The organism is Roseibium sp. (assembly GCF_965216085.1).
Classification (GTDB): Bacteria; Pseudomonadota; Alphaproteobacteria; order Rhizobiales; family Stappiaceae; genus Roseibium.
On sequence record NZ_OZ244138.1, the window covers coordinates 230,339 to 246,997 of the forward strand.

The 16,659-nt window shown below is 56.1% G+C and carries 18 protein-coding genes; 6 read left to right on the plus strand and 12 right to left on the minus strand.

The window, feature by feature from the left end; all coding sequences use genetic code 11:
- Positions 1 to 171 precede the first annotated feature (171 nt).
- Entirely contained in the window at positions 172 to 987 is an 816-nt protein-coding gene (locus ACOOFE_RS01155) for a hypothetical protein (RefSeq protein WP_209010947.1), read from the plus strand.
- 53 nt (positions 988 to 1,040) lie between these two features.
- Here the strand turns inward: ACOOFE_RS01155 and ACOOFE_RS01160 are convergent, their stop codons facing one another.
- The 9 genes from ACOOFE_RS01160 to ACOOFE_RS01200 are packed head-to-tail and all read right to left on the minus strand — an operon-like array spanning position 1,041 to position 10,257.
- The gene (locus ACOOFE_RS01160; RefSeq protein ID WP_420413290.1) at positions 1,041 to 1,826 is read right to left on the minus strand and encodes a crotonase/enoyl-CoA hydratase family protein; all 786 of its coding nucleotides are present in this window, start codon (positions 1,824 to 1,826) and stop codon (positions 1,041 to 1,043) included.
- Positions 1,823 to 2,683 (minus strand): hydroxymethylglutaryl-CoA lyase, encoded by an 861-nt coding sequence (locus ACOOFE_RS01165; RefSeq protein WP_420413291.1) that lies wholly within the window; start codon positions 2,681 to 2,683, stop codon positions 1,823 to 1,825. The genes ACOOFE_RS01160 and ACOOFE_RS01165 overlap by 4 nt, the downstream gene beginning before the upstream one ends.
- Positions 2,684 to 2,700: 17 nt before the next feature.
- Positions 2,701 to 4,332, minus strand: a complete 1,632-nt coding sequence (locus tag ACOOFE_RS01170) for an acyl-CoA synthetase (protein WP_420413292.1) — start codon at positions 4,330 to 4,332, stop codon at positions 2,701 to 2,703.
- Positions 4,319 to 6,313 (minus strand): acetyl/propionyl/methylcrotonyl-CoA carboxylase subunit alpha, encoded by a 1,995-nt coding sequence (locus tag ACOOFE_RS01175; protein WP_420413293.1) that lies wholly within the window; start codon positions 6,311 to 6,313, stop codon positions 4,319 to 4,321. Before ACOOFE_RS01175 ends, ACOOFE_RS01170 begins: the two co-directional genes overlap by 14 nt.
- Positions 6,314 to 6,826, minus strand: a complete 513-nt coding sequence (locus ACOOFE_RS01180) for an O-acetyl-ADP-ribose deacetylase (protein WP_420413294.1) — start codon at positions 6,824 to 6,826, stop codon at positions 6,314 to 6,316. It abuts the gene before it with no gap.
- Positions 6,823 to 7,242: an ASCH domain-containing protein gene (locus tag ACOOFE_RS01185; protein ID WP_420413295.1), complete on the minus strand. Its 420-nt coding sequence runs from the start codon at positions 7,240 to 7,242 to the stop codon at positions 6,823 to 6,825. The genes ACOOFE_RS01180 and ACOOFE_RS01185 overlap by 4 nt, the downstream gene beginning before the upstream one ends.
- Positions 7,239 to 8,012 (minus strand): alpha/beta fold hydrolase, encoded by a 774-nt coding sequence (locus ACOOFE_RS01190; protein ID WP_420413296.1) that lies wholly within the window; start codon positions 8,010 to 8,012, stop codon positions 7,239 to 7,241. The genes ACOOFE_RS01185 and ACOOFE_RS01190 overlap by 4 nt, the downstream gene beginning before the upstream one ends.
- 2 nt (positions 8,013 to 8,014) lie before the next feature.
- On the minus strand, positions 8,015 to 9,622 hold the full coding sequence (locus ACOOFE_RS01195; protein ID WP_420413297.1) for a carboxyl transferase domain-containing protein: 1,608 nt from the start codon (positions 9,620 to 9,622) through the stop codon (positions 8,015 to 8,017).
- Positions 9,619 to 10,257 carry a TetR/AcrR family transcriptional regulator gene (locus tag ACOOFE_RS01200; RefSeq protein WP_420413298.1) on the minus strand — a complete coding sequence of 213 codons (639 nt, stop codon included), beginning with the start codon at positions 10,255 to 10,257 and terminating at the stop codon, positions 9,619 to 9,621. The genes ACOOFE_RS01195 and ACOOFE_RS01200 overlap by 4 nt, the downstream gene beginning before the upstream one ends.
- Positions 10,258 to 10,441: 184 nt before the next feature.
- On the opposite strand from ACOOFE_RS01200, the gene ppk2 reads away from it, so the two are divergent.
- Together ppk2 and ACOOFE_RS01210 are read left to right on the plus strand one after the other, a co-directional pair.
- Positions 10,442 to 11,347, plus strand: a complete 906-nt coding sequence (gene ppk2, locus ACOOFE_RS01205) for a polyphosphate kinase 2 (protein ID WP_420413299.1) — start codon at positions 10,442 to 10,444, stop codon at positions 11,345 to 11,347.
- A gap of 68 nt (positions 11,348 to 11,415) precedes the next feature.
- Positions 11,416 to 12,426 (plus strand): Gfo/Idh/MocA family protein, encoded by a 1,011-nt coding sequence (locus ACOOFE_RS01210; protein WP_420413300.1) that lies wholly within the window; start codon positions 11,416 to 11,418, stop codon positions 12,424 to 12,426.
- A gap of 5 nt (positions 12,427 to 12,431) precedes the next feature.
- On the opposite strand, the gene ACOOFE_RS01215 is transcribed toward ACOOFE_RS01210, so the two are convergent.
- Positions 12,432 to 13,274 carry an MBL fold metallo-hydrolase gene (locus ACOOFE_RS01215; RefSeq protein WP_420413301.1) on the minus strand — a complete coding sequence of 281 codons (843 nt, stop codon included), beginning with the start codon at positions 13,272 to 13,274 and terminating at the stop codon, positions 12,432 to 12,434.
- Between the two features lie 109 nt (positions 13,275 to 13,383).
- Here ACOOFE_RS01215 and ACOOFE_RS01220 point away from each other — a divergent pair, with 109 nt between their 5' ends.
- The gene (locus tag ACOOFE_RS01220; protein WP_420413302.1) at positions 13,384 to 14,286 is read left to right on the plus strand and encodes a GlxA family transcriptional regulator; all 903 of its coding nucleotides are present in this window, start codon (positions 13,384 to 13,386) and stop codon (positions 14,284 to 14,286) included.
- 50 nt (positions 14,287 to 14,336) lie between these two features.
- On the opposite strand, the gene infC is transcribed toward ACOOFE_RS01220, so the two are convergent.
- Positions 14,337 to 14,876: a translation initiation factor IF-3 gene (gene infC, locus ACOOFE_RS01225; RefSeq protein ID WP_141184740.1), complete on the minus strand. Its 540-nt coding sequence runs from the start codon at positions 14,874 to 14,876 to the stop codon at positions 14,337 to 14,339.
- 310 nt (positions 14,877 to 15,186) lie between these two features.
- Between infC and ACOOFE_RS01230 the strand changes: the two genes are divergently transcribed.
- Positions 15,187 to 15,648, plus strand: a complete 462-nt coding sequence (locus ACOOFE_RS01230; RefSeq protein ID WP_420413303.1) for a translation initiation factor IF-3 — start codon at positions 15,187 to 15,189, stop codon at positions 15,646 to 15,648.
- Here ACOOFE_RS01230 and ACOOFE_RS01235 read toward each other — a convergent pair.
- Positions 15,643 to 16,023 carry a YkvA family protein gene (locus ACOOFE_RS01235; protein ID WP_420413304.1) on the minus strand — a complete coding sequence of 127 codons (381 nt, stop codon included), beginning with the start codon at positions 16,021 to 16,023 and terminating at the stop codon, positions 15,643 to 15,645. The two genes, ACOOFE_RS01230 and ACOOFE_RS01235, sit on opposite strands and share 6 nt — an antisense overlap.
- Before the next feature lie 171 nt (positions 16,024 to 16,194).
- Here ACOOFE_RS01235 and ACOOFE_RS01240 point away from each other — a divergent pair, with 171 nt between their 5' ends.
- The gene (locus ACOOFE_RS01240) at positions 16,195 to 16,629 is read left to right on the plus strand and encodes a DUF4399 domain-containing protein (RefSeq protein ID WP_420413305.1); all 435 of its coding nucleotides are present in this window, start codon (positions 16,195 to 16,197) and stop codon (positions 16,627 to 16,629) included.
- Positions 16,630 to 16,659 lie beyond the last annotated feature (30 nt).

Consider the following 16,659-nt stretch of genomic DNA (forward strand, 5'->3'; position numbering starts at 1 on the left):
GTACTCCGAAGCATTTTCTTCAAATTAGCTGTGTAATAATTGCCTTCTGATTACATTCATTTTGGATAGTTTTTCCTGCGCCTTGATTAGCGTGCTCCAAGTTGATTCAATGGCAGAATCAGTACTTCCGCGAGTTTATAGCGATTTCGCCCCGGTACGATGGAGCGCGGTGTGGGCAAAACAGCACGACTTGAATATCTAAGGCGTATCTTACCTTTGAGCTTGGCAGTGCTCGGCATTGCTGGCTGGTTCTTTTTCATGACCGTGCTCAGCAGTGTGATGTGTTTGATCGCCGCAGCGGCTATTTATGCAGCTCTGCCCAGCCCCCAACCTGCATCCGGTGCTATTCGGCCTGTTTCCAAACCATCGGTGTTGGTTTTGGATATGATCGGGTTTGGATTTGGGCTTATCTTCCTTCCGCCAGCCATCATAGGCATGGCGACTGCGCATGGCGTACTTGCTGTTCTTGCACTTCTGTGTCTTGTTCCGGCCAGCCTCTCGCTGGTGTTTTTTACCGTGGCTGTGCGCCAGGAAACGTCCTGGGTGCGGTTTTTCGGCAATGGATTTGAATTCACCCAATTCGGCCTGCGGGTTCGTGTTCCCTACAACGAACTGGAAAAAGTCAGCGTGCGGCAGTGGCATGCTTCGGGCGCTGTCGCCTGGTTTCAGTCGACGATTGGGTCCAGCGGCCGGAAAAAAGCCGTTCTGCTGAATGGAGAGCAGACAACAAAAACGCTGGTTTTCCGGCGCAAGGACGGTTCAGTTTTCACGATATCCTCCGAGCTCATTCCCGATTTGCAGCGGGTTCTGATCGGCATGGACCGTGCGGAGATCGAACTGCCGGAAGGCATCAGCGAATGGCAGCGCAAAAAGATTCGCCGCCGCCGCGAGAAGATGTATGCCGAACCACGGCCGGAACCCAAATCAGAGCAGCTTGACGTTGCGCGGATTGCAGCCCTAATCGAGCATGCCCGGCGCAACGCCTAACTCGTCCTCGTAAATTGTGGTCTGGCGCAGAGCCTCATATTGAAATTAGAATCTTAGCTGGCCCAGGCCGGTTTTCTCTTCTCAAAAAACGCTGATGTGCCTTCATTGGCTTCCGGTGTTTCCCAGGTGTCTGCCAGACGTTTGATCGTGTCATCGATGACGGCATCCGTAATCACCGGGCCAAGGGATCTGGCAAGCGCTTTAGAGGCGGCGACAGCTGCCGGAGCTGCGCTCAGATAAGGTTTGATTTCTTTTTCAATCGCCGCATCAAGCTCTTCTGCACTGACCACCTTAGCGGCCAGGTCGAGATCGCGAGCTTCTTCAGCACCAAAGATCCGGGCAGACATAAAGACACGTCGGGCCTTGCCTTCGCCCATGCGAGCCAGGACATAGGGGCTGATGGTAGCCGGAATGAGACCCAAGCGGACTTCGGTCAGACCGAATTTTGCGGTGTTCACCGCGACAACGGTATCGCAGACACTCATCATGCCGGTGCCGCCACCAAAAGCCTGGCCCTGAACCCGACCGATGACCGGTTTGGGCAACTCGTTGAGCGCTTTAAGCATCATGGCAAGTTTTCGGGCTTCGGCCATCCGGGTGGTCCGGTCGGCGGCCATTTGTTCGCGCATCCAGGCAAGATCACCACCAGCGCAGAAACTTTCGCCCGCGCCAGTCAGTACCACGACACGGACGGCATCATCTGATCCGAGTTGTGCGGCCGCTTGGGTGAGTTCGTCGATCATCTTAGCGGACAGGGAATTGTGTTTTTCTGGCCGGTTCAGTGTGAGTGTGGCGACGCCGCGGGCATCGGTTTCAATTGAAATAGTTTCAAAGCTCATGCGGTGTCACTCCGAAGGGATTTGGCGAACTCGGCAAGCTCAGCCAGGTTTTCCAGTTTCAAGCCGGTTTCAAATCCCCGGCGCTGCATTAGGCCGGCAACGGCTTCTGTTGCCACGTTGCCCTTTGCGCCCGGCGCATACGGGCAGCCGCCGAGACCAGCAATCGTGCTGTCGAACGTGCGAAGACCCTTGTCCAGACTGACTTCGATGTTCTCTAGTGCCCGGCCCTTGGTGTCGTGATAGTGCCCGGCGACTTTTTCCGCTGGCACCACGTCCAAAACTGCGTCGAGCATCCGGCCGATGGTTTCCGGTGTTCCGGCCCCAATCGTGTCACCGAGGGAGATTTCATAGCAGCCGAGGTCAAACAGGATCTTGGCAACTTCTGCGACCTTCTCCGGCGGTGTCGGACCATCATACGGGCAATCGGTGACGCAAGAGACATAGCCGCGCACCGGCATTTCATCCTGCCTGGCTTTGTCCATCAGTGGTTTGAACCGCTCGATGCTTTCAGCAACAGAACAATTGATGTTCTTTTTCGAAAAACCTTCCGATGCAGACCCGAAAATGGCGACCTCGTCGGCGGAGACTTTTAACGCGGCCGTATAGCCCTTCACGTTGGGTGTCAGAACGGAGTAAATGACGGCCGGGTGGCGGTAGATGCCTTCCATCACCTCTTGCGCGTCGGCCATTTGCGGCACCCATTTCGGGCTGACAAAACTGGTGACTTCAATCTTGCGGAAACCGCAATCCGACAAACGGTCGACAAGTGCAATCTTGTCTTCGGTCGGGACAAACCGCTTTTCATTCTGCAGCCCGTCGCGCGGGCCCATTTCGAAGATGGTAACAAAGTCAGACATATCTTTGGGGTCTTTCTTCAAACGTCGTCGACGGCACGGTCACGGAGTTCGCGGCGGATCACCTTGCCAGTGGTGGTCATCGGCAGGGCATCGACGAATTCGATTTCCCGGGGGTATTCATGAGCAGCGAGGCGGATCTTGACGAAGCCGGCAATCTCCTTCGCAAGATCGTCGGACGGTTCCACGTCTTGCTTTAGGATGATGTAAGCCTTGACGATTTCCGTACGCTGAGCGTCGGGCTTGCCGATCACCCCAGCCATGGCAACGGCCGGATGTTTGATCAGGCAGTCTTCGATTTCGCCGGGACCAATCCGGTAGCCGGAGGAGGTGATGACATCGTCATCCCGGCCAACAAAGCGGATCCAGCCGTCGTCGTCCATTTCGCCGGTGTCACCGGTCAATAGCCAGTCGCCCGCGAACTTTTTCTGCGTAGCTTCTGGATTGTTCCAGTACTGCAGGAACATCACAGGATCCGGACGTTTCACAGCGATGTTGCCGAAGGTCCCATTTGGCAAAACCTCTCCAGAGTCGGAGACAATTGCCAGTTCATGTCCGGGAACAGCCTTGCCCATGATGCCGGGGCGGGCGTCCATAATTTCAGAGCAGCTGGATACGATCATGTTGCATTCGGTCTGGCCGTAAAACTCATTGATCGTCTGGCCAAACGTCTTTTGACCCCAGGCGATCAGTTCCGCGCCAAGCGTTTCGCCGCCGGAGGCAACGGTGCGCATGTTCAGCTGCCAGCGGTTTTCCGGGTCTTCGATCTGGCGCATCATTTTGAGCGCCGTTGGCGGGATAAAAGCGTTGCGGATCTTCTGGTCTTGCAGGAGCTGGAAGGCCGCTTCCGCCGTAAATTTCTTGAACCTGCAAGCAACGACGGGAACGCCGAGGAAAAGCGCCGGCATCAACACGTCCAGAAGGCCGCCGATCCAGGCCCAGTCCGCAGGCGTCCAGATGCGGTCGCCCTCTTGGCCAAGAAAATCATGGCTCATTTCAACGCCCGGCAAGTGACCAAGCAGCACACGGTGGCCGTGAAGAGCGCCTTTCGGCTGACCAGTAGTACCCGAAGTGTAGATAATAATCGCCGGATCATCAGGCGCTGTATCAACTGGATCGAACGTCTCTTCGTGAGCCTCCATGGAGGACCAGAGATCGTCTGCCCCACAATGCGCGCCATCTGCGCAAAAGACAGTTGTCAGCTCCGGCAAGCTGCCATGGATCTTCTCGATTTTTGCAGCGCCACTTTCATCGGTAATGACCGCTTTGGCACCAGAATCTTTAAGCCGGTACTCCAGCGCCTCTTCACCAAAGAGCGTGAACAGTGGAATAGAAATTCCGCCGAGCTTTAAGGCGGCGATATGAGCGAAAGCCGTCTCGGGCCGCTGCGGCATCAAGATGCCGACACGGTCGCCTTGCTGGATACCGCGGCTTTTCAAAAGATTGGCCAGCTGGTTAGAAAGGCGTTTCAAGGCGCCATAGGAATAGGACGTTGCCGGGGCGCCTTCCTCCGCATAGATCAACGCTTCGCGGCGCGGGTCTTTGTCCGCCCAGGCATCACAGACAGCAACGCCAATGTTGAACCGCTCCGGGATCTGCCAGGAAAACCTCTTGGTCAGCTCCTCATAGCTGGTGGCCTCAGGCAGCAGCATCGGTTTCCTCCGCCAGCACGAGGAGGATAGTACCGTCGGTGACCTGTTCGCCTTCGCTGACAAACACTTCGCCAATGACGCCGTCGCGTGGAGCCTTCAAAGTGTGTTCCATTTTCATGGCTTCCAGGATGATCAGCGGCTGATCTTTTGTGACCGCATCCCCGGCCGTAGCGGTGAGCACTTTCACAAGACCCGGCATTGGCGCGATCAGTTGATCGCCTGCACCCGCAGCTTCTTCATCGGAGCTCAACGTATCCGGCAGGCCGACGGTGAACGTGTGGCCATTCATAAACACCGTCAGTCCCTTGCCATCTTCGACTACCGCGCCGGATGCCCGGTGGCCGTTGCTGTCGTAGGTGAGTGTGTTGCCATCCACCTGGACCAGGCTGAAGTCCTTGGGGCCGCTTTCCAGATGAACCGTAAAGCGGTTGTTGCCTTGGGCATGAACTTCAACATCCTGGCGTTCCCCGCCAATCTCCAGAAGGGCAAATTGGCGGGAAGCGCTCCAGATCCGCCAGCCGGCCAGAGATTCGAATGGGTCGGATCCGTCTACCGGACGGGTCAGGCCAAGGGCGGTCAGAGCTGCAAGCGCAATCGCGTCTTCGGGCATCGCCGGTTCCGCGATCAACTCGTCCAAATCCCGGTCAATGAGGCCGGTGTCGACGTCGCCCTTGGAAAACCCGTCATGGCGGCAGAGCGCTGCCAGGAAGTCCGCATTGGTGACACAGCCGGCAACTTCCGTTGCCTCCAAACTTGCCAGCAGCTTGCCGAGCGCGGCGTCGCGAGAGGGCCCATGGACAATGACCTTGGCGATCATCGGATCATAGAAAGGCGAAATCTCATCTCCAGCCCGGACGCCGCTATCGACACGGGCCTGGGTTTCCGGAAGTACCAGGTGCTCCAAAGTGCCGATGGCGGGTAGGAAACCTTTCGGCGCGTCTTCTGCATAGAGGCGGGCCTCAAATGCCCAGCCATCAAAAGAAAGCTGATCCTGCGTCTTGGGCAGAGGTTCGCCGGAGGCAACACGGAGCTGCCATTCGACGAGATCTTCGCCGGTGATGAGTTCGGTGACCGGGTGTTCCACCTGCAGGCGAGTGTTCATTTCCATGAAATAGAACCGGTCGGCGCGCAGCCCTTCGGAAACGTCAACGATGAACTCGATGGTGCCGGCCCCGGAATAGTTGATCGCCTTGGCGGCCTTTACCGCAGCATCGCCCATGGCTTTTCGCATGTCTTCGGGCATGTCGGGGGCTGGCGCTTCTTCGATCACCTTCTGGTGGCGGCGCTGCAGCGAGCAGTCGCGTTCGAACAGATGGACGGCATTACCATGGTTGTCGCCAAAAACCTGGATCTCGATGTGGCGTGGCTTGGCGACGTATTTCTCGATGAGAACCTGACCGTCACCAAAACTCGCTTCACCTTCGCGCTGGGCGGATTTGAGCGCTGAAATGAAATCTTCCGCCCGTTCCACCTTGCGCATGCCTTTGCCACCGCCGCCGGCGCGCGCCTTGATCAAGACCGGATAACCGATCTTGCCGGCCTGGATCTGTAGAAACCCAGGATCCTGAGTCTCGCGGTGATAGCCGGGAACGACCGGAACACCCGCCTTTTCCATCAAGGCTTTTGCGGCATCTTTCAGGCCCATCGCCCGGATGGCATCGGCGCTCGGTCCGATGAAGGCAATTCCGGCAGCGTCCAACGCATCGACGAAGTCCGGGTTTTCCGAGAGAAAACCATAGCCCGGGTGGACGGCTTCCGCGCCGCTTTGTTTGCAGACCTCAATGATCTTGGCAACTTGCAGATAACTCTCGGAAACCGGCGCCGGGCCAATGCGGTAGGCCTCGTCTGCCATCGCCACGTGTTTGGCGTTGGCGTCCGCATCCGAATAAACGGCAACAGTTTTGACGCCAAGCTTTCTGGCGGTTTCCATCACGCGGCAGGCGATCTCGCCACGGTTGGCAATGAGGATTTTCTTGAACATTCAGGTGTCCTCCCCGAGGGCGGCTGTAAGATGGTGTTCACTGGCCGCATCGAAAGCGACCAATGTGACCAATTCAATTGTCTGGAGTTGTGCCGTGGTGCGGCGGATGGTGGTCACAGCGATTTTGGCCGCGCTGTCGGCGGGATATCCGTAGATGCCGGTTGAAATGGCCGGAAAGGCAAAGGTGCGGCAGTTGTGGCTAACGCCGAGCATGAGGGCGGTTTCATAGCAGCTTGCCAAGAGATCAGCTTCACCCGCAGAACCGCCGCGCCAGATGGGGCCGACCGTGTGCACAATGAACCTGCAAGGGAGCCGGTAGCTCCCGGTGATTTTCGATTGGCCTGTCTCGCAGCCGCCGAGGCCGCGGCATTCTTCCAAAAGGTCCGGTCCAGCTGCCCGGTGGATTGCACCATCGACTCCGCCGCCTCCGAGCAGAGATGAATTTGCTGCGTTGACGATGGCGTCTGCTTCAAAACGGGTGATGTCCCCGGTGTGGATTGCGATCCTGGTCATTTTTCAAGATCCTCAATCAGTTTGAAGCGTTCACAAACCAGCATCATCTCGGGGTCAAACCCGCCATTGCGTTCAAAATATGCCTGGTGATCGGTCCGCCAGCCCACGAGGTCTTCATTTTCGCCTTCTGCTAGGGCAAAATCTTCGTCGACGTCGCAATAACGGGTGGTTGTCACTTCAACCGTCTCGATGACGAGTGCGGGTGTGCCGTCCCAATGAAGGACGATATCCTTCCGTCCCTCTTGAGGCAGAGCTTCACCGCCGTCGGTGAAGTCACGGAGCGCGCCGCATGTCGCTTTCTTTTTCCCCGCTCGGACCAATGCAATCAGCTGGGCACTCAGCTCCGGTCCATCACCGAACTTGAAGGTTTCTGCGCCGGGATATTTGTTTTTTAATCTGTCCAGCAAAGCCGTCATGCCGATGCCCTCGCTGCCGGAGGCAAAACTTGGACGACGAGTTCCGAAATTGCGGACGCAACGACATCTGGCTCGGTCATCTGGGGAAAATGACCGCTTTTTTGCGCAATGATCTGTTTGCCCGGATGCCCCAGTTCCACCAACTTTTTCTGACCTTCCGCCCGGATTTCCAGGGCCGCTTTTCCGGCAAGCCATGAGGGGATGGATTTGCCACCGGTCACGACAGAGACCGGAATTTGCGGAAAGGGCGAGATCGCCCTGAATTCCTGCAAGGTCTGCAAAGCCGTTGCGCGTTCGCTCAATGGATCCGGTTTCCAAAGGGTGTCGAGCACCCTTTGCAACAGTACTGGTTTTTGTGCCGTGCTGAATTCAAGATCTTCGACTGTTCCAGCTTCCAGAAAAGTTACGCTGGCGACTTGGCCCGGGTTTTTCCGGGCAAACATGTTGGCGATCAAACCGCCAAAAGAGTGGCCAACCAAATGCAGTGGGTGTTTTAGGCCAATAGTGCCGATGAGCTCTTTTAGCTGAACCGCACCGTATTCCGCTGTTTGCGGTTTTGAGGCCTTGGCGGTCTTTCCGATCCCGGCTCGGTTGTAGGCAAGAATTTGAAATTCGTCTGACAAGCGTTCAACGACGGGATCCCAGGCGCTGAGCGGGCCGCCTGCTCCATTGATCAAGACAACAGACGGCCCTGCCGAATTGCCAGTCAAAAGATATTCGACGGGTCCATCAGGTGTCTTCGCCAGAGATGTCTGTTGCTGCTGGCTCATCATTACATCCGGAAGAGGCCGAACTTGGTGTCTTCGATCGGGGCGTTGAGCGATGCCGAGAGTGACAAGCCAAGAATGTCGCGGGTCTTGCGCGGATCGATGATGCCATCGTCCCAAAGCCGGGCCGTCGCGTAGAGCGGGTGTCCCTGTTCTTCAAACTGGTTGATGATCGGCTGCTTGAAGCTGGACTCTTCTTCGGAAGACCAGCTGCCGCCCTTGCGCTCAATGCCGTCCCTGCGGACAGTGGCAAGAACGCCGGCTGCCTGTTCGCCGCCCATGACGGAAATGCGGGAGTTCGGCCAGGTCCACAAGAAACGTGGAGAATAGGCGCGGCCGCACATGCCGTAGTTGCCAGCGCCAAACGAACCGCCAACCAGCATGGTGATTTTCGGAACTTTTGTGGTGGCAACGGCTGTGACCAGCTTGGCGCCGTCCTTGGCGATGCCGCCGCTTTCATACTTCTGGCCGACCATGAAGCCGGTGATGTTCTGCAGGAAGACCAAAGGCACCTTGCGCTGCGAGCAGAGCTCGACGAAGTGTGCGCCTTTGACCGCGCTTTCAGAGAACAGCACACCGTTGTTGGCGATGATGCCGACTGGCATTCCGTGGATGTGGGCAAAACCGCAAACGAGCGTCGTGCCGTAACGCGCCTTGAACTCGTCGAAGCGGGAGCCGTCAACGACGCGGGCGATCACTTCACGGATGTCATAGGGCGTCTTCAGATCAGCCGGAACCACGCCGAGGATTTCATCCGGGTCGTAAAGTGGATCTTCCGGAGTCTGCAGGGCAAGTTGAGAGGCTTTGGTGCGGTTGAGGCTCGCGATCGACCGGCGGGCGAGGGCCAGCGCATGCGCATCATCGCGAGCCAGATGGTCGGCCACACCAGAGAGGCGCGTATGAACGTCGCCGCCGCCAAGGTCTTCTGCAGAAACTTCTTCACCCGTTGCAGCCTTCACCAAAGGGGGGCCTGCCAGGAAGATCGTTCCCTGGTTCTTAACGATGATCGTCTCGTCCGACATCGCTGGGACATAAGCACCGCCCGCGGTGCATGACCCCATGACAACCGCGATCTGGGCAATGCCCTTGGAGGACATGTTGGCTTGATTGAAGAAGATCCGACCGAAGTGATCGCGGTCCGGGAAGACCTCGTCCTGGTTCGGCAGGTTGGCGCCGCCGCTGTCCACCAGATAGACGCATGGCAGATTGTTCTGCTCGGCGATTTCTTGGGCACGTAGGTGTTTCTTGACGGACAGCGGATAATAGGTGCCCCCTTTGACGGTCGCGTCATTGGCCAGGATCATGACTTCCTGCCCTTCGACACGGCCAATGCCTGCGATCATCCCGGCAGACGGGGCCGCACCGTCATACATGTCATGAGCAGCCAGCATGCCGACTTCAAGAAAAGGAGAGCCCGGATCAAGCAAGCGCGAGACCCGTTCACGCGGCAGGATTTTGCCGCGGGAGACATGACGCTGGCGGGCTGTTTCGCCGCCGCCGTCCAGGGCGGTCTGTGCAGCGTCCTTGATTTGCGCCATGGCATCTTCATGGGCTGCCTTGTTGGCAGTGAAGTCTGCGCTTTTGGGCGATAAGCTCGATTTGAGGATGCTCATGTCATCCGGTCTCCGTTGGGTGAAATCTCCCCGGTTTCCGGGGCAATGGTCTTGTGCACCATCTTCAAGTAAAGCGTTTCGATGTCGTCTTTCGACAGGCCGCCGCCAGAACGATACCAAGCCGGTATGCCGGTCAGCATGGCAATGATGGCCCGGGTTGCGACCTTGGCGTCGTCCACCTGATAGCGGCCGTTTGCGGCACCCTCGGTCAAAATGCCGGTGAGGATCTCTTCATAGCGCCGCCGCTCGGTCTCGATCACCTCGAAGTTTTCCGGGTCGAGGCTGCGCAATTCCATGTATGCGATGAAAACCTCGTCGGCCCGCTCCAAGTGGTAGCGAATGTGGAAGCGCACGAAACGCTCGATCGGATCCATCCCGTCCGGAAAGCCGGCGTTTTCCCACGCGGCCATGAGGTCGGCCATATGGGTCAGCATCAGATCTTTCAGGATGTCTTGCTTGGTCGGGAAGTGATTGTAGAGCGCGCCGGGTTGAACACCGACTTGGGTGGCAATGTCACGCATGGAAACGGCCGCATAGCCGGAGGCGGCAAACAGGCGGAGCGCTGTTTTTCGAACCCTTTCGGCTGTTTCCAGCCCTTTTTGTCGCGGCTGCGTGCGGGCATTTAATCCCATCATCAACTCCTCTTGTCTTAGTCAAATAAATGAACGTTCATTCATTTACAAGTTAAATTTGAGCCCTAGGTTTTGAGCCAGCGCATTGCGGACCGGATTCTGCTGCCTTTAGTGTCAAACTCCTGTCATGGAATTTGGGCTCTCAGTGCATGTGAGTGGGTATTGATCAGCAAGTAAGGACAAGCGGATGATGAAGGACGCCAAGACTTGGGTGGAGAATGAGTGGGCTGACAGCATGGATGAAGAGCTGGAGATGGAAATCGATGATTTCCTGATCGCCAAGGATCTTCAATTCATTGCTGACAAAAAACACAAATCCCCGCTCGACCGGCGGACTTACTTTCATGAATTGCTGATGCTCCAGGCAGAACTGGTCAAGTTGCAGGACTGGGTGCAGCACAGTGGTGAAAAGATCGTTGTCATCTTTGAAGGTCGGGATGCGGCCGGCAAGGGCGGGGTGATCAAACGCATCACTCAGCGGCTAAATCCGCGTGTTTGCCGTGTGGTTGCTTTGCCGGCACCGTCCGACCGCGAAAAGAGCCAGTGGTATTTCCAGCGTTATGTGCCGCATCTGCCGGCAGCTGGTGAAATCGTGCTCTTTGACCGCTCTTGGTACAACCGTTCTGGCGTCGAGCGGGTGATGGGCTTTGCTTCAGACGACGAGGTCGAGCAATTTTTTAATGACGTGCCCGAATTTGAACGCATGCTGGTCCGCTCCGGCATCCGGCTGATCAAATATTGGTTCTCCATCACCGACGAAGAACAACAGTTGCGCTTTTTAATGAGGGTTCATGACCCGCTCAAACAATGGAAGCTGTCGCCGATGGATCTGGAATCCCGGGTCCGTTGGGAGGATTACACCAAGGCCAAGGAAGAGACCTTTGAGCGGACCAACATTCCCGAAGCGCCCTGGTTTATTGTTGAAGGCAATGACAAGAAGCAGGCGCGGCTGAACTGCATCAACCATCTTCTCTCCGTGATGCCCTATGACGAGATCCCGCACGATCCAATTACATTGCCCGAGCGGCGGTTTAAGCCGGACTACGAGCGCAAAGTTTTGCCGGAGCATCTTTACGTGCCCGAAAAATACTGATTGTGTTCATACACAAAACGAGATCCCGGCCATCGGCCGGGATTTTCATTTAACGATAGGAGGCAATCATGAACGCAACTAAGAAAATCCGGTGGGGCGTCCTGTCGACTGCGAAGATTGGCCGGGAAAAGGTTCTGCCTGGCATTCAAGGCTCCGAGACCGGCATTGTCGCTGCCATTGCCTCACGCGGGCTGGAACGGGCACAGGAGGTCGCTGGACAGCTCGGGATTGGAAAGGCCTATGGGTCCTACGAAGACCTGTTGGCCGATCCGGACATCGATGCCATTTATAATCCCCTGCCAAATCACATGCATGTACCGCTGACGCTGCAGGCCGCTGCAGCCGGGAAACATGTTTTGTGCGAAAAACCGATTGCTCTCAACGCGGAGGAGGCAAGGCAGTTGCTTTCCCGGTCTGATGACCGGTTGATTGCCGAAGCTTTCATGGTCCGGGCGCATCCGCAGTGGATCCGCGCGCGTGAGATTGTTCGATCTGAGCAGCTGGGGGAATTAAAAGCGATCCAGGCGTTCTTCAGCTATTTCAACGATGACCCGGGAAATATCCGCAACAACGCTGAGATCGGCGGTGGTGCACTGCTAGATATCGGCTGTTACACCATGCTGGCCGGCCGGTATTTCTTTGATGCCGAGCCGCAACGGGTTGTCTCCCTGATTGACCGAGATCCGGAATTTGGAACCGACCGCATAACCAGCGCGATGCTGGATTTCGGTCAGGGGCGCCAGCTCAACTTTACGGTCTCGACCCAATTGACGGCTTATCAGCGCCTCCATTTGGTTGGCACAAAAAAGCGGCTGGAACTCGTCATACCGTTCAATGCGCCGCTTGGCGGGGAAGTGTCGCTGCGTCTGGACGATGGATCTCTTCTTGGAGATCAATCAGCAGAAACTGAAACTGTCGCCCCTTGCAATCAATACAGCGAAATGGCCGATGTTTTCGGGCGGGCCATTCTGGGTGAAGAAGGCCTGCCCTATGGGGTTGAGGATGCCATCCAGAACATGGCGATTCTGGATGCTCTGTTCAAATCCGCCGAAACTGGTGGCTGGGTGAGCGTCGACTGATTGCGTTAGGTTATCGGCTCAAATGAGTAGCCGCCGCCGACGCGGGCCTGCAAAACACCGAAGCTGGTGGTGTCTAGATGTGTTGCCGCAAACGGGGTCTGATCCGCAGCCAGTTTTTCAAAAAGGGTTTTGCGCGTTTGAGCGGCGGTCTCAGGAGCGCTGTCCAGGGCATAGTGCACTTCTGGATTGGCGAACTGCAAGGCTCCGGACACAAGTGCATCGCCCAATAAAAACGCCTGTTTGTCTCGGCTGGCAACCTGAACGATTTGATGGCCAGGCGTGTGACCCGGCGCGAAGGCCAATTGAATCCCTTCGCCAAGATCACTGTCGCCGGTATGCAGTTCGACTTGCGAGGACATCGGGCGCGCCAGTGATTGGATCAGCTCCACAATAGGCCGTTGATCTTCCTCTACAGAGTTGAGCAGGTTTTCATCTGTCCAGAACGTCCACTCGCTCTCCTGGAGATGCAATTTGGCGTTCGGAAACAAGCACTGGCCGTTGGAAATCAAACCGCCAATATGGTCGGCATGCATATGGGTGAGGATGATATCGGTAATTTCGCTGGACGCGCTGATGAGTGCGGTGCCGGCGTCGGTGACATGGCCGGTGTCTGGAAACCGCGCTTTCAGCCAGTCTCCGGATCCTGCATCAACTAGGATCTTCCGGGTGCCGGTTTCGATCAGCCAGCAATTGGCGCCGAAACGGGCGCTCGGGCTCACCAATTGGAGCTCAGTCTCGCTGATATTGGAAAAATAGGCGGCCGGGATGTCGAGGTGTCCATCAGATAGCGTTTTGACAGTGATGTCTCCTACGGCAAACGAAGAGGACTGAGGGGTGGGCGTGTGCATGAGTGCTCCGTGTATTTGGGATTTGTCCGCAAAATAAAGGGAGCGCTCATGGTTGGGCGATTGGCGCAAATGACAAATTATGTGTTAAATACGCCAGATGGCTTCTCGTATGTATCAGTTTGCAATTCTGGCCTATCCTGGCTGTCTTCAATCGGCTGTGCTGGGCCTTCAGGATGTTCTGGGATATGCCGCCACTGTTTCGGACAACACAGTAACGGTGGACGTGGTTTCGGTGTTTGAAATCGGCAAACACTCGTATGATGCAGTGATCTTGCCGCCATCCGCAGCGGAAGTGGAAGCGAAAGATGTTCCTGAACTGGCGGGTTTTATCGCCCATCAACATGGTGAGGGTGCGCTCGTTTGTTCCGCCTGTACAGGTGCGACTTTCGTCGCTGAAGCCGGTTTGGCCCAAGGGCGTGCGCTAACAACTCACTGGGGTTTGGAGCAGAGATTAACATCCAGGTACCCGGACGTGGTGTTTGATACCGATCAGCTTCTGATCGAATACGGGGACCTTGTCACGGCAGGTGGGTTGATGGCCTGGATTGATCTCAGTTTGGCGGTGATCGAACGATTTTTGGGATATGCTGTTGCTGCGCGCACTGCCGGGTATTTTGTTGTCGACATGCGCCGCCGGGATCAGCGTCGGTTTCGCCGATTTTCTCCACAAATGCGCCATGGCGATGCTGTCATTTTAAAGACCCAACACCTCATCGAAGCCCAATATGCGGACGCGTCAAACGTTAGCGATATCGCGCGTGCGTCGGGTTTGCCAAGCCGCACCTTTTTAAGGCGCTTTAAGCTGGCGACAGGATTGACGCCCAATGCCTATCTGCAAGAGCTCCGGATCGAGCGGGCCCGGGATCTGTTGATCGAGACTGACAAAAGCATTTCGGAAATTTGTTTTGTCGTTGGTTACCAGGATCCGCCGTCCTTTGCGCGTCTGTTTGCAAGGCTGACGGGTTTGTCGCCTGGGGCGTTCCGCAAACACTTTGCCCGGCAAAGGCTCTGAACAAAAAACCCCGCCGGTTGGCGGGGTTTGAAACGTATTTGGGTCTGCGCTTATTTGATCGGAGCGAGAACCATGACCATCTGGCGGCCTTCCAATTTCGGATGAGACTCCACCTTGGCAATCTCGGCAGTTTCATCGCGAACCTTGTGCAAGAGTTTCATGCCCAAGTCCTGGTGCGCCATTTCGCGGCCCCTAAAGCGGAGCGTGACCTTAACCTTGTCGCCGTCGTTGAAGAAGCGCAGCATGTTCTTCATCTTCACCTCATAGTCATGGGTGTCGATGTTCGGACGCATCTTGATCTCTTTGATCTCGACGGTCTTTTGTTTCTTGCGGGCTTCTGCAGCTTTTTTCTGAGCCTGATACTTGTATCGGCCGTAATCCAGAATCTTACAGACCGGCGGATTGGCATTCGGCTGGATTTCAACAAGATCCAGACCGGCATCCATAGCGATATCCATCGCTTCTTCGGTCGCTATGACACCACGGTTGGCGCCTTCATGGTCGATCAACTGGACTTCGCGTACGCGAATTTCTTGGTTGGTGCGCGGGCCTTCCTTTGTAGGAGGCGGGGCGCGGAACGGACGGCGAATGGTCGCAATCTCCTCTGCGATTTAAACTATAGTGGCTCTCAAGTGTTGGCTCATACGCAAAAGTCCTCGGGACGTTCGTACCAAGGGCCACTACGCGTTTTCTTGAACGCCGGCCCATAAGCTCACGCTAAATGTACAAAAAGTCAACAGAAAACAGCGGTATTTGCGCCATTTCATCCAACCTTTCGGCATCTGGCAGTAGCTGATATCAATGGAGCCTAGCCGGGTGCCAAGGTTCACCGGCTTGTTGCAATCTGGTTTAGATACCGCCAAGTAAGTCCTGGGTTTGAACGGTGCGAAAGAGAATCGGGTGAACGGTACACAATTTGTCTGGCAACTCTTGAAAATCGTCTGCGGGTTTGTGCTCGCAGTCGTGGCCAGTGGCGTGTTCCTGTCCTGGGGGCTATTCCGGCCAGGTCACCCAGACAGTGATCCTGTGGCCATGGCTGCTATGATCGGCACAGGCCTGGTGACAGCAAGTGTCATTGGGGCTGTCGCCTTAGTCCCGGCTGGTTGTGCGGTTGTGCTGTCCGAGCTTGGCCGTCAATCCAGCGTGATTTTTCACGTCGCAGCTGGTGGCCTTATCGCGTTTCTTCTATGGACGCTGGATGAAACAGCCGGAGAAGGATTGAGGCCTGGAAGCCCTGTTGCCCTAGCCGCGGGCTTTATTGCCGGTGCCGTCTACTGGGGTGTGGCTGGCCGGACTGCCGGACGCTGGCTGGGTGTGCGTCTGCATCAAAACACAGACCCCAACTCAGACAGCGGTCTATAACTCGTCTTCTTTGAGAGCTTCTTTTGCCGCCTGGTAGTGGTCGGGACGCATATGTGCGCGGATCATTGCGATCGTTGCCATCAATATCGTTGCATCATCGCCAAAGCCGACACCCAATATAAAATCTGGAATGACATCGATCGGCAGAACGAAATAGGCAAGTGCTGCCAAAACTGTGGCGCGGACTTTTGCCGGTGTTGCTGGGTCCAGCGCACAATAATAACCGGCCACAACATCTTCCATAAATGGAACTTGTTTTGCAGCCCGTCGGGCCGTCCCGAGGAGTTTCTGGCGGACCGTTTTCTGCTGGTCCTCTTCCGGCCCCAGAATTTCTGGATCAAAGCCCAGGTCTTCAAAGGGGGATGAGGAGTTCATGTATCAATACCTTTCAACGATGCCTTAGCAACATATGTGGTGATTTTAGAGGGATCTTCAACTTCACGCCAAGCGCCCTATGTGTGATCCTTGTCACTTCAGACAGGAATGAGACGTCTGATGTTTCGGTCATTGGGAATTCGGGGATGAATTTTTGAAAGGGACATGACTATGAAAAATATCGGTTTTGTTGCAGCTCTCGCTTTGTCACTAGCGCTACCAGCGACCGTTGGCGCGATAGCGGGGGAAACGCCGGCTCCAGACGGCGCAAAGGTCTATTTCATCAATCTGAAGGACGGCGATGCGGTTAAAAGCCCGGTCACTATCCAATTCGGCTTGGAAGGTATGGGTGTTGCGCCGGCCGGCGTTGAAAAAGAAAAAACGGGCCATCACCATCTGATCATCGATGAAAAGATTGAAGGCGAAGAACTCAACGAAGCCATCCCGGCTGATGACAATCACAAGCACTTCGGCGGCGGGCAGACGGAAACCACAGTTGAGCTGGCGCCTGGAGAGCACACCCTGCAATTGGTTCTCGGTGATTGGAGCCATATTCCGCACAACCCGCCAGTGATGTCCGAGCGCATCACGATTACCGTCGAATAGGATTTTTGATCAGGGCGCCTCGGGCGCCCT

Coding starts and splice junctions, on each gene's coding strand:
- ACOOFE_RS01170 (WP_420413292.1), bottom strand. CDS start 4,332: ATGCTGCTGCCTGAGGCCACCAGCTATGAGGAGCTGACCAAGAGGTTT.
- ACOOFE_RS01220 (WP_420413302.1), top strand. CDS start 13,384: ATGTATCAGTTTGCAATTCTGGCCTATCCTGGCTGTCTTCAATCGGCT.
- ACOOFE_RS01215 (WP_420413301.1), bottom strand. CDS start 13,274: ATGCACACGCCCACCCCTCAGTCCTCTTCGTTTGCCGTAGGAGACATC.
- ACOOFE_RS01160 (WP_420413290.1), bottom strand. CDS start 1,826: ATGAGCTTTGAAACTATTTCAATTGAAACCGATGCCCGCGGCGTCGCC.
- ACOOFE_RS01175 (WP_420413293.1), bottom strand. CDS start 6,313: ATGTTCAAGAAAATCCTCATTGCCAACCGTGGCGAGATCGCCTGCCGC.
- ACOOFE_RS01240 (WP_420413305.1), top strand. CDS start 16,195: ATGAAAAATATCGGTTTTGTTGCAGCTCTCGCTTTGTCACTAGCGCTA.
- ACOOFE_RS01195 (WP_420413297.1), bottom strand. CDS start 9,622: ATGAGCATCCTCAAATCGAGCTTATCGCCCAAAAGCGCAGACTTCACT.
- ACOOFE_RS01190 (WP_420413296.1), bottom strand. CDS start 8,012: ATGAGCCAGCAGCAACAGACATCTCTGGCGAAGACACCTGATGGACCC.
- ACOOFE_RS01235 (WP_420413304.1), bottom strand. CDS start 16,023: ATGAACTCCTCATCCCCCTTTGAAGACCTGGGCTTTGATCCAGAAATT.
- ACOOFE_RS01180 (WP_420413294.1), bottom strand. CDS start 6,826: ATGACCAGGATCGCAATCCACACCGGGGACATCACCCGTTTTGAAGCA.
- ACOOFE_RS01165 (WP_420413291.1), bottom strand. CDS start 2,683: ATGTCTGACTTTGTTACCATCTTCGAAATGGGCCCGCGCGACGGGCTG.
- ppk2 (WP_420413299.1), top strand. CDS start 10,442: ATGATGAAGGACGCCAAGACTTGGGTGGAGAATGAGTGGGCTGACAGC.
- ACOOFE_RS01210 (WP_420413300.1), top strand. CDS start 11,416: ATGAACGCAACTAAGAAAATCCGGTGGGGCGTCCTGTCGACTGCGAAG.
- ACOOFE_RS01200 (WP_420413298.1), bottom strand. CDS start 10,257: ATGATGGGATTAAATGCCCGCACGCAGCCGCGACAAAAAGGGCTGGAA.
- ACOOFE_RS01185 (WP_420413295.1), bottom strand. CDS start 7,242: ATGACGGCTTTGCTGGACAGATTAAAAAACAAATATCCCGGCGCAGAA.